The organism is Roseovarius sp. A46 (assembly GCF_004126395.1).
Lineage (GTDB): Bacteria > Pseudomonadota > Alphaproteobacteria > Rhodobacterales > Rhodobacteraceae > Roseovarius > Roseovarius nitratireducens.
In genome coordinates, this window is record NZ_PVWS01000011.1 from 89372 (window position 1) to 100232 (window position 10861).

Annotated in this window: 11 protein-coding genes; 7 read left to right on the top strand and 4 right to left on the bottom strand. The window is 65.6% G+C overall.

Translation table 11 applies throughout. The features are described 5' to 3' along the window. The first annotated feature begins 247 nt into the window (after positions 1–247). Positions 248–2233, top strand: coding sequence for a 4Fe-4S binding protein (locus tag C6W92_RS07960; protein ID WP_129432467.1), 1986 nt, complete (start codon positions 248–250; stop codon positions 2231–2233). Here C6W92_RS07960 and C6W92_RS07965 read toward each other — a convergent pair. After that, positions 2227–2994 (bottom strand): c-type cytochrome, encoded by a 768-nt coding sequence (locus tag C6W92_RS07965; RefSeq protein WP_129432468.1) that lies wholly within the window; start codon positions 2992–2994, stop codon positions 2227–2229. The two genes, C6W92_RS07960 and C6W92_RS07965, sit on opposite strands and share 7 nt — an antisense overlap. 63 nt (positions 2995–3057) lie before the next feature. Here C6W92_RS07965 and C6W92_RS07970 point away from each other — a divergent pair, with 63 nt between their 5' ends. Genes C6W92_RS07970 through C6W92_RS07985 form a run of 4 tightly spaced genes read left to right on the top strand, consistent with a single transcriptional unit; the run spans position 3058 to position 5495 of the window. After that, positions 3058–3252 carry a DUF6494 family protein gene (locus tag C6W92_RS07970; protein WP_129432469.1) on the top strand — a complete coding sequence of 65 codons (195 nt, stop codon included), beginning with the start codon at positions 3058–3060 and terminating at the stop codon, positions 3250–3252. 1 nt (position 3253) lies between these two features. Continuing rightward, on the top strand, positions 3254–4315 hold the full coding sequence (gene apbC / locus C6W92_RS07975) for an iron-sulfur cluster carrier protein ApbC (protein WP_129432470.1): 1062 nt from the start codon (positions 3254–3256) through the stop codon (positions 4313–4315). After that, positions 4312–5019 (top strand): biotin/lipoate--protein ligase family protein, encoded by a 708-nt coding sequence (locus tag C6W92_RS07980; protein ID WP_129432471.1) that lies wholly within the window; start codon positions 4312–4314, stop codon positions 5017–5019. The genes apbC and C6W92_RS07980 overlap by 4 nt, the downstream gene beginning before the upstream one ends. Next, positions 5016–5495, top strand: coding sequence for a DUF6505 family protein (locus C6W92_RS07985; protein ID WP_129432472.1), 480 nt, complete (start codon positions 5016–5018; stop codon positions 5493–5495). Before C6W92_RS07980 ends, C6W92_RS07985 begins: the two co-directional genes overlap by 4 nt. A 29-nt stretch (positions 5496–5524) precedes the next feature. Here C6W92_RS07985 and glyA read toward each other — a convergent pair whose 3' ends face one another. Then, positions 5525–6832: a serine hydroxymethyltransferase gene (glyA, locus tag C6W92_RS07990; protein WP_129432473.1), complete on the bottom strand. Its 1308-nt coding sequence runs from the start codon at positions 6830–6832 to the stop codon at positions 5525–5527. Between the two features lie 160 nt (positions 6833–6992). On the opposite strand from glyA, the gene C6W92_RS07995 reads away from it, so the two are divergent. Then, positions 6993–7754 carry an NAD kinase gene (locus C6W92_RS07995; protein ID WP_129432474.1) on the top strand — a complete coding sequence of 254 codons (762 nt, stop codon included), beginning with the start codon at positions 6993–6995 and terminating at the stop codon, positions 7752–7754. Between the two features lie 604 nt (positions 7755–8358). Beyond that, entirely contained in the window at positions 8359–8523 is a 165-nt protein-coding gene (locus C6W92_RS17645; RefSeq protein ID WP_164989192.1) for a hypothetical protein, read from the top strand. Between the two features lie 76 nt (positions 8524–8599). On the opposite strand, the gene prpE is transcribed toward C6W92_RS17645, so the two are convergent. Beyond that, the gene (gene prpE / locus C6W92_RS08000) at positions 8600–10492 is read right to left on the bottom strand and encodes a propionate-CoA ligase PrpE (RefSeq protein WP_129432475.1); all 1893 of its coding nucleotides are present in this window, start codon (positions 10490–10492) and stop codon (positions 8600–8602) included. Positions 10493–10689: 197 nt separating this feature from the next. After that, the coding region (locus C6W92_RS08005; RefSeq protein WP_206735515.1) for a transposase at positions 10690–10861 on the bottom strand (172 nt) is incomplete at its 5' end.

Here is a 10861-nt window from a genome sequence, read left to right on the forward strand (position 1 = left end):
ACACCGCCACGGTAACCGTGCCGGATTGGACAGATTGACCGGATCGGCGTCAAAATGCTGCGCCGCCGCATGGCAAGATGCTGAAAACAAATGGAATCAATCAGGCTTACGAACCCGTGAAATTAGCCGCTCACGATCGTGCAGCGTGATTCGAATGGCTGTTTACGGCGACCTCGAATCATGTCTAAGCTTCTGCCTGATCCGCGCCAAACGCGCCTTTCCCGAAACCGAAACACCCGGGGGAAACATGCCCAAACGCTTGATATTATGCGACTGCTCCGGCTCTCAGGAGATCGACGCCGCGGCGCTTTCGCGGACTTCCGGGCTTGTGTGCTCTCGGATGCATAGTGCGCTGTGCACCGCCGAAACAGGGTCCGCCACCAAGGCCATCGCCGCCGCGGACGGCGACGAACCGATCATCTGCTGCACGCAGGAGCGCCGGGTCTTCGACGAGATTGCCGCCGATCTGGGCGTCGAGCCTCCCGCCTGCCTCGACCTGCGCGACCGCGCCGGGTGGACTGACGATCAGGCCCCGACGCTGCCCAAAATGTCCGCGCTCGTGGCCGAGGCCACCCTGCCCGCACGCCCCGACAAGAGTGTGGACGTCACCTCCGAGGGGCTGTGCCTAGTCATCGGTGAGGCCGAGGCGGCACTGTCAGCCGCCGAGCGGCTCGCGCCGATGCTGGCGGTCACGGTCCTTTTGACGGACGACAGCGCCCCGCCCGACAATCGCGATTTCGACACGATCAGCGCGCGCATCACGACGGCACAGGGTGCGCTCGGCGGCTTCCACCTCCGGCTCGACGAGTTGCGCCAGGTCAATCCCGGCGGACGCGGCGCGCTGGAATGGACCGCGCCGCGCAGCGGGGCAGAGACGACCTGCGACGTCATCATAGACCTCACTGGCGGCACCCCACTGTTTCCCGCCCCGGAAAAGCGTGAGGGCTATCTGCGCGCCGATCCCGGCAGCCTGCCAGCGGTGGCCGACGCGATCCTCGCCGCCTCGCAGCTTACCGGCACCTTCGAGAAGCCACTCTACGTGGCGGTCGAGCCGCTTCTCTGCGCGCATTCCCGCGCCGAGCAGACCGGTTGTACCAAGTGCCTCGACATCTGCCCCACCGGCGCGATCACACCTGCGGGAGAGCATGTCAGCGTTGATCCGATGGTCTGCGCGGGCTGCGGGGCCTGCGCCGCGCGCTGCCCATCGGGCGCGATCACCTATGACGCACCGCCGCCCGACATGATCCTACGCCGCATCCAGACGCTGGCCTCGGCCTATCGCCGCGCGGGCGGCGAAGCGCCACGGCTGCTGGTGCATGACGCAGACTTTGGCGCGGAGATGATCCGCCTCGCCGCACGCCATGGGCGCGGCCTGCCCGCCGACGTGATCCCGCTGGAAATGAGCGCGCTAGCAAGCTTCGGCCATGCCGAGATTCTCGCCGCCCTCGCCTCGGGCTTTGCCGAGGTCTCGGTGCTGCTGTCGCCCAGCACCGAGCGCGACGCGCCCGACGCCGAGCTGCCGCTTGCGCAGGCGATGGCGGGCGGCCACCCGATACGCCTTCTGGACCTCGCCGACCCCGACATGCTCTGCGACGCGCTCTACAATACCGAGGCTCCCGCGCCGCTCGCCGAGCCGGTCTTGCCGATGGGCAGCCGTCGGCAGGTGGCCCGGCTGGCCGCCCGCGCGCTCAACCCCGGGGCCGAGAGCCTGCCCCTGCCCGAGGGCGCACCCTATGGCGCAATTCTCGTCAATCAGGACGCCTGCACGCTGTGCCTCTCGTGCGTGTCGCTCTGTCCCTCAGGCGCGCTGCTGGACAACGAGGATCTGCCACAACTGCGCTTTCAGGAGGATGCCTGCCTGCAATGCGGCATCTGTGCCACGATCTGCCCGGAAAAGGCGATCACGCTGGAGCCGCGCATGAACGTGACCGAGGCCGCGCTCGGGCAGGTGGTGCTCAACGAGGAAGAGCCGTTTGCCTGCATCGAATGCGGTGCGCTCTTCGGCTCGAAATCGACCATTGAAAAGATCACCGAGAAGCTGGCGGGCAAGCATTCCATGTTCGGCACACCCGACGCCGCGCGCACGATCCAGATGTGCGAGAATTGCCGCATCAACGCACAGTTCGGTACGGCAGACAGCCCGTTCTCGTCGGGCGAGCGCCGGCGCCCGCGCACCACCGAGGATTACCTGTCGAACCGCAAGGTTCAGACGCCGAACCGCAAGGATCACTGAAATTGGATCGGCGCCCCCAGATCGGCGGGAGCGATGCCCGCCACATAGGCGAGGATCGCCTCGATCTCGCCCGGGCTCACCTCGACGGGCACGATGGCCGGCGGAAGGTGCTTGGCAAATCCCCCGGTGACGCCGGTGACCTGCGTGAAGGCAGGGTGCGGGTTGAGCGCGTAGAACGTCTGGAACCGCGCATCCCAGTCCGACAGCGTTCGCAGCGCCTGAAAGGATGGGGTCGAGCCGATACCGCCACCCCGGTCAGAAGCGACGACATGGCAGCGACCGCACTTGGCCTGCGCCACACGTCGCCCCAGCGCGGCGTCGCCATCGAAGCTTGGGGCCTCCTCCTCCATCGCGTCGGCCTCGGGCGGTGCAAAGGGCGCCGTGCCCGCCACCTCGTAGCTCGTGACCGTACGCCGCCCGATCTCCGAGGTCAGCCAATCCACGAAGCGCACCGCACCCGGATGATTGCCTCTGAGGCGAAGCCGCCATGTCTCACGGGTGCCCGTGAACACCGCGCGCCCCTCTTGCGTGCCGAGCGCCGCGTCGGCCGCGGCCTTGCCAGGCACAACCTCGATCCGAACGCCAGTCTTCAACGAGAAACGCGGCAACAGGTAATCGAGCAGCCCGCTTTCCACCAGCGACGCGGGCGCGGCGAGGCTGAACCGCTTGTCATCGGCCTGCGCCGCCAACGGCAAGACGACCGCCGTCACCAGCGCCAGCGCGCCGCAAAGGCACACGAATATCGGGACGAGACGAACCATACCGGAGCGTAGAAACAGGACTATATCCGCGTCAAGCGGACGATCAGAAGAAAGGAGACCGAGATGAGCGACGATTTCAATATGTCGATGCGCAAGTTTCTCAAGCAGGTGGGCGTCACCTCGCAACAGGCGATCGAGGAAGGGCTGCGCGCCAAGGGCGCAACTGCGGGCCAGGAATTCGAGGCCAAGGTGGTGCTGACCGTCGATGGGCTCGATGTCGAGCACGTGGTGACCGGAAAGATCAAGGGGCAGAATTGAAGTGGCGGTAACACGCGAGAGCGTCCTAGAGGCGCTGAAGCAGATCACCGACCCGGTCAGCGGGTCTGATATCGTGGCGGCGGGCGTGGTGCGCGCGCTCAATGTCGAGGGTGACGAGGTGCGCTTCGTGCTCGAGATCGACCCGGCCAAGGCCGAGACCTATGGTCCCGTGCGCGACGCCGCCGAACAGGCGGCGAAATCGGCGGGTGCGGGCAGCGTCTCGGCGGTTCTGACCGCACACTCGGCCAAGGAGCCGCCCGACCTCAAGCCCGCGAAGAAGGCCGAGCCCAAGGGCCCGCAACGCGTGCCTGGCGTCGACCACATAATCGCCATCGCCTCCGGCAAGGGGGGCGTGGGCAAATCCACCATCTCGGCCAATATCGCCTGCGCGCTCGCCGCCGAGGGGCGCCGGGTGGGCCTGCTCGACGCCGATGTCTATGGGCCGTCGCAGCCGCGCATGCTGGGCGTCTCGGGCCGCCCCGCGAGCCCTGACGGCAAGATCATCCTGCCGCTGCGAAACCACGGCGTCACCATGATGTCTATCGGCCTGATGGTAAACGAGGATCAGGCCGTGGTCTGGCGCGGACCCATGCTTATGGGTGCGCTGCAACAAATGCTGATGCAGGTGCAATGGGGCGCGCTCGACTGCCTGATCGTCGATCTGCCGCCGGGCACCGGCGACGTGTCCATGACGCTCGCACAAAAGACCGAAGTGGACGGCGCGATCATCGTCTCCACCCCGCAGGACGTGGCGCTTCTGGACGCGCGCAAGGGAATCGACATGTTCACCCAACTCAAGGTGCCGGTCTTGGGGCTGATCGAAAACATGAGTACGCATATCTGCTCCAATTGCGGGCACGAAGAGCACATCTTCGGCCATGGCGGCGTCAAGGCCGAGGCCGAGAAGATGGGCGTGCCGCTGCTGGCCGAGGTGCCGCTGCATCTCGATATCCGGGTGGCCTCGGATGGCGGCGCACCCATCGTTGTGACCAAGCCCGACAGCCCGCAGGCACAGGCGTTTCGGCAGGTGGCGCGCGATCTCGTCTCGCGCGGCGTGGCATGAGCGCACCCTCCTTTCCGCCGCTGATGTCGAGCCTCGCCGTCACCGGCGCGATATCACCCTTCGACAAGGCCCGCGCGATGGCCGCGCTAGGCTGCGACGCCGGGCTCATCGTGCACAACGTGACCGACAGGCAACTGGCAGCGGCGCTCGTGATGGCCCCCGAGGTGCCGCTGGCGCAGGCGATGGCGATGCTGCCCGCCTGCGGCATCGGCTTTCAGAACGCGCTCGGCGCGCTGGCCCCGCCAGAGGTGGCGGTGCATCTCGAATGGCCGGGCGGCATCCGGGTCAACGGCGCGCGCTGCGGGCGGCTGCGCGTGGCGGCAGGTGGTACCAACCCGGCCGCCCTGCCCGGCTGGCTCGTGGTGGGGCTGGACGTGCCGATTACCCCCGGCACGGATCGCCCGGGCGAAACCCCGGACGAGACCGCCCTGCTCGAAGAAGGTTGCGCCGAACTTGACCCTCTCATGCTGCTCGAGGCCTGGGCGCGGCACACGCTTGTCTGGATCACCCGCTGGGAGGACGAGGGCCCGCGCCCTCTTCACGCCGAATGGCGCGGCCTCGCCTGGGGCATGGGCGAGGCGGTCACGCTTGGTGGCCTAACCGGCACGTGGGTTGGTGTGGACGAGGATTTCGGTATGCTCATGCGCGAGGGTGACATCACCCATCTGATCCCCCTCACCTCGCTGCTGGAGGTCACACAATGAAACTCGCCCGCGCGATCCATTTCGACGAGAGCGACCTGCGCGTCTATCACAGCCCAGCACGCACCGGCGAATGGTGCATTTCCGGCGGCTTCGAATTCTCTAACTGGGGCGAGGGCGATCTGGTCGGCAAGGCGCGGCAGGCCTTCGCCAATGGCTGGCTCGGGGTCGAGACCTTCGGCCGCGCCACCTTCGTCGCGGTCACGCAGATCGAGCCGGACGAGGCCGAGGTCGTGACACGAGCGCTGGCGCAGCACTTCGTCGATGTCTACGGCGCGCCCGATATACAGGCCGCCCTGCCCGTGGCACGGGACGAGATCGCTCAGATGGCCGACCTGTGCGACGAGCACGCGCCCAACACGCTGCTCACCGTAATGCGCGAACTGTCAGAGGCCGGGGTGCACGAAAGCTTTAGCACCATCGCGCCGCAGGGGGCCGAACTCGATCTCGTGGCGGTGCACGGCTCGCTCGACGAATGAGGCGCGCCCGAAGGCGCGCCTCTTAACAATCACAGGCCCGGATAGATCGGGAAGCGCGCGCAGAGCGCCTCGACCTCAGCCTTGACCTTTTCCTCCACCGCGCCGTTGCCGTCCTCGCCATTCGCGGCGAGGCCATCCACCACCTCGATGATCCAGTCGGCGATCTGGCGGAATTCCGCCTCGCCGAAGCCCCGCGTCGTGCCCGCAGGGCTGCCGAGCCGGATGCCGCTCGTCACCGTCGGTTTTTCCGGGTCGAACGGCACGCCGTTCTTGTTGCAAGTGATGTGCGCGCGGCCCAGCGCCTTCTCGGTGGCGTTGCCCTTCACGCCCTTGGGCCGCAGGTCCACGAGCACGACATGCGTGTCGGTGCCATGCGTCACCGTATCCAGCCCGCCCTTGATGAGTTGGTCCGAAAGTGCCTGAGCATTGGCCACGACGGCTTGGATATAGCTCTTGAATTCCGGGCGCAGGGCCTCGCCGAAGGCCACTGCCTTGGCGGCGATCACATGCATCAGGGGTCCGCCCTGGATACCGGGGAAGATGGCCGAGTTGAACTTCTTGGCCAGCGCCTCGTCATCCGTCAGGATCATGCCCCCGCGCGGCCCGCGCAGCGTCTTGTGCGTGGTGGTGGTGGCCACATGCGCGTGCGGGAAGGGGCTGGGATGCTCGCCCGCCGCCACCAATCCTGCGAAATGCGCCATGTCCACGTGCAAATACGCGCCGACGCTGTCGGCGATCTCGCGCATCTTCGCAAAGTCGATCTGCCGCGGAATGGCCGAGCCGCCTGCGATGATGAGCTTGGGCTGATGCTCGGTGGCCAGCGCCTGCACCTGGTCGTAGTCGATCAGGTTGTCCTGCTTGCGCACGCCATACTGGATGGCGTTGAACCATTTACCCGACTGGTTGGGCGCCGCGCCATGCGTCAGGTGCCCGCCCGCATCGAGGCTCATCCCGAGGATGGTATCGCCCGGCTTCAGGAGCGCGGTGAATACACCCTGGTTGGCCTGGCTGCCGGAATTCGGCTGCACGTTGGCAAAGCCGCAGCCGAAAAGCTGGCAGGCCCGCTCGATGGCGAGGTTCTCGGCGATGTCCACGAACTGACAGCCGCCGTAATAGCGCCGCCCCGGATAGCCCTCGGCATACTTGTTGGTCATCACCGAGCCCTGCGCTTCCATCACCGCCGCCGAGACGATGTTCTCAGAGGCGATGAGCTCGATCTCGTCGCGCTGGCGACCGAGCTCCTGCTCTATCGCGCGGGAAATTTCGGGATCGCGCGAGGCCAGCGCCTCGGTAAAGAAGCCGCTATCGGCCACGGGCCGGATTCCGTCATGGGGCATGTGCTGTCCTCCGCCAGAAGATAACTTTCGCGATCACGTAGCCGAAAGGTGTCCCCAAGGAAAGATCGCAAAGCGACACATCCGCCCGCCACACCGGCATGGCTGGCCTTGGGGCGCGAATTGTGCTTCGATCCGCGCGCCAAAGCCGCGAGGAGTCCAGATGCGCCGCAAGATCGCCTTCGTCGCCAGCGACGTCCCCAGCGCCCAAACCGCACGCGCCGCCCTTGTCGCACGCTTCGGCGATGCACCCGAAGCGCGGGCCGACGTGATCGTGGCGCTGGGCGGGGACGGGTTCATGCTGCACACCATGCACCGCACGCAGGCGCTCGACACGCCCGTGTACGGAATGAATCGCGGTACAGTCGGCTTTCTGATGAACGACTATACCGAAACCGACCTGCCCGAGCGGCTCGCCAGTGCCGAGGAAGAGATCATCAACCCATTGGCCATGCGCGCCGAGGCCAATGACGGCACAGTGCACGAGGCGCTGGCCATCAACGAGGTATCGCTCTTGCGCGCCGGACCACAGGCGGCCAAGCTGCGCATCTCCATCGACGGGCGGTTGCGGTTGGAAGAGTTGATTTGCGACGGCGCGCTGGTGGCCACGCCCGCCGGCTCCACCGCCTACAATTATTCCGCCCACGGACCGATCCTGCCCATCGGCTCGGACGTACTGGCGCTCACCGCGGTGGCCGCGTTCCGTCCCCGACGCTGGCGCGGCGCGCTCTTGCCCAAGACAGCCTGCGTCCGCTTCGACGTGATCGACCCGGACAAGCGCCCGGTCATGGCGGATGCCGACAGCCGCTGGGTGGAAAGCGTGAACTGGGTGGAAATCCGCTCGCGCACCGATATCCGCCACCGCATCCTGTTCGATCCCGGCCACGGGCTGGAGGAACGGCTGCTGCGCGAACAATTTACCTAACTTGATCAGAATGACCCTTTTATCCACAGAAATAAGCCACAGACTTGCACAAAGCTGATCAGCAGAGGCCTGGCCATTAAAACGACAGGTCTGCATCGTGACTGCGCCCATAGGTCACCGCAACCAGGCTCTTAGCCGTCTCGGGGCGCGGCCCGCCGCGCAACAGCGCCCCGATGCCGCGAAATCCGTGAAAGGCACATCCAGATCAGCCCACGCCTGAATGAATCGGCGACGAATTTCCGTGCTCACCGTCCCGGTGAGCCGCAAATGCCGCGTGGCGCCCGCGCCCCGCGCCCCGCGCCTAGCCGGCGGAGACGTCGCCCACCACCTGATCGGTGAAAAAGCGATGGGCACCGGGTGGCTGCGGCACGTAACCGTCGGATGACGGATCGGGTATGGCACAGGCCAGACAAGCAAAAAATACATGGATATGAAGGCACACGATGTGTCTCCTCATGTGGAGACAGCTCCCCTGACAAGCGCGCGCACCCCTCCTTGTTATCGGATATCATCGGCACGCTATTGCTTGTCCTACCCCGACTTGCGCACCCTCGCTTGGCCTGCACTACGCAGGTGTGCCATGTCAGGGAAGGGAGGCACGATCATGCGGGTAATGAATGCCATCAGGATACTTCTGCTTGGAAGCCTGATCGTCGCGGGAATCGTCTTGTATCCGGAGCGGGATGGAAACAACCCCGATCCGGCCTCGGTAACCAGTCTCATCCCCAACCCCGTGACGGTAACGATCCTGACCGCGCGCTCGTCCTAAGACACGGCTCTTCTCCTGCCCGGCGCACCGGGCAAGCCGATCCCCCGCGCGGGTCCGCCCGCGCGGGGGAATTTCGTCAATCTTTTGCCAGGCCAATACTTTGCAGGGCACTCTTGATCTCGTCTAGGATCGCCGGATCGTCGATCGTGGCGGGCATCTTGTACTCCTGCCCGTCGGCGATACGTACCATGATCGCACGCAAGATCTTGCCCGAGCGGGTCTTGGGCAGGCGGTCCACCACCACAGCGAGCTTGAACGCCGCCACCGGCCCAATCTGGTCGCGAACGAGGCGGACGCATTCGCGCACGATCTCGTCATGGCCACGGTTGACGCCCTTGGTCAGGCACAGGAATCCCACCGGCGCCTGTCCCTTGAGCGGGTCGCTCGCCCCGATCACGGCGCATTCGGCCACGTCCGGATGGCTGGCCAGAACCTCCTCCATCGCGCCGGTGGACAGGCGATGCCCGGCCACGTTAATCACATCGTCGGTCCGCGCCATGATCCACAGATAGCCGTCCTCGTCCTTCATGCCTGCGTCGCCGGTCTCGTAATAGCCGGGGAAATGGTCGAGGTAGGATTTGCGATAGCGATCTTCGGCATTCCACAGCGTCGGCAGCGTGCCCGGCGGCAGCGGCAGCTTGATCGCGATAGCGCCCAGCGTGCCCGGCGGCACCTCGTGCCCGCCCTCATCGAGGATCTGCACGTCATAACCCGGCATCGCCACGGTGGGCGAGCCGATCTTGACGGGCATCGGCTCGCACCCTGCCGGGTTGCCGGCGATGGTCCAGCCCGTCTCGGTCTGCCACCAGTGGTCATAAACCGGCACGCCCATCTTGTCGGCGGCCCAGTTGATCGTGTCGGGGTCAGCGCGCTCGCCCGCGAGATAAAGCGCGCGCAGGCAGGAAATGTCGTATTTCGCCAGCTCTTTTGCCTCGGGGTCGTCGCGCTTGATCGCACGGAACGCCGTCGGCGCCGTGAAAAAGCTCTTTACGTTGTGCTCGGAGATCACCCGCCAGAAGGTGCCCGCATCGGGCGTGCCCACCGGCTTGCCCTCGAACACGACGGTGGTGTTGCCGTGAATGAGCGGCCCGTAACAGATATAGCTGTGCCCTACGACCCAGCCCACATCCGACGCCGCCCAGAACACCTCGCCAGGGTTCACGTCATAGATGTTCTTCATTGTCCAGTTGAGCGCCACGAGGTGCCCACCAGTGTGGCGCACCACGCCCTTTGGCTGCCCGGTGGTGCCAGAGGTGTAGAGGATGTAGGCAGGGTGGTTGCCCTCGACGGGCAAGCATTCGGCGGGCTCGACCCCGTATTGAAAGGCGTGCCAGTCCAGATCGCGCCCCGGTTCGAGATGGGCAACCTCCTCCTCGCGCTGAAAGATCACGCAAAACTCGGGCTTGTGGCGCGCCTGCTGGATGGCGCCATCCAGTAGTGGCTTATACTGCACCACCCGGCCCGGCTCGATTCCGCAGGAGGCGGCGATGATCGCCTTGGGTGCGCAATCATCGATCCGCACCGCCAGCTCGTGCGCGGCAAACCCGCCGAACACCACCGAATGTACCGCGCCGATCCGCGCGCAGGCCAGCATCGCCTCCAGCGCCTCGGGCACCATCGGCATGTAGATGATAACGCGGTCGCCCTTCTCCACGCCGCGCGCACGCAAGGCACCGGCCAGCCGCGCCACCCGCGAGCGCAGTTGCGCATAGCTGATCTTTTGCTTGATGCCGGTCACGGGACTGTCATGGATGATCGCCGCCTGCGCGCCGCGCCCGGCCTCGACATGGCGATCCACCGCATTCCAGCAGGTATTCACCAGCCCGTCACTGAACCATTCATAGAGCGGGGCGTCCTCGGCAAAGAGCGCTTTCGACGGCTTGCGCGCCCAGTCGATCGCCTCGGCCTGTTCGAGCCAAAATCCCTCGGGGTCAGCCAGCGAACGCGCGTAAATCTCCTTGTATCCCATCGTATCCTCCTCCGATCCTTTGCATCGGTGTTACGGATCGCGTGGGCCTGCGGCAAGCGTCGAGCGCGGCGGCGCGGCAGAAGGCCGCGAAATATTTGCAGAAATCCTCCCAGGTGGCCTGCAAATTTTTGCAAACTACCGGCAAAGCCGACCTACTAGTCTCCCAGATCGGAAACTTTGCAAACTTTACTGAACGACTACCGGCTGGCGCCGGTAGGATCAGCGATGTGCTGTTCCAGGTACTGAAGTACGATGTCTTCGGTGATGGCACCGTTAGTGGTTGAAAAGTACCCTCGCCCCCAAAACCGGCAGCCCCAGTAGCGCTTTCGGATGGCTGGAAACTCCCGTTGCACCTTGTGGGACGAACGG

Bases quoted from the DNA above. Each gene is read 5' to 3' on its own strand.
- C6W92_RS07960 (WP_129432467.1), top strand. From the start codon at position 248: ATGCCCAAACGCTTGATATTATGCGACTGCTCCGGCTCTCAGGAGATC.
- C6W92_RS07965 (WP_129432468.1), bottom strand. From the start codon at position 2,994: ATGGTTCGTCTCGTCCCGATATTCGTGTGCCTTTGCGGCGCGCTGGCG.
- C6W92_RS07970 (WP_129432469.1), top strand. From the start codon at position 3,058: ATGAGCGACGATTTCAATATGTCGATGCGCAAGTTTCTCAAGCAGGTG.
- C6W92_RS07980 (WP_129432471.1), top strand. From the start codon at position 4,312: ATGAGCGCACCCTCCTTTCCGCCGCTGATGTCGAGCCTCGCCGTCACC.
- C6W92_RS07985 (WP_129432472.1), top strand. From the start codon at position 5,016: ATGAAACTCGCCCGCGCGATCCATTTCGACGAGAGCGACCTGCGCGTC.
- glyA (WP_129432473.1), bottom strand. From the start codon at position 6,832: ATGCCCCATGACGGAATCCGGCCCGTGGCCGATAGCGGCTTCTTTACC.
- C6W92_RS07995 (WP_129432474.1), top strand. From the start codon at position 6,993: ATGCGCCGCAAGATCGCCTTCGTCGCCAGCGACGTCCCCAGCGCCCAA.
- C6W92_RS17645 (WP_164989192.1), top strand. From the start codon at position 8,359: ATGCGGGTAATGAATGCCATCAGGATACTTCTGCTTGGAAGCCTGATC.
- prpE (WP_129432475.1), bottom strand. From the start codon at position 10,492: ATGGGATACAAGGAGATTTACGCGCGTTCGCTGGCTGACCCCGAGGGA.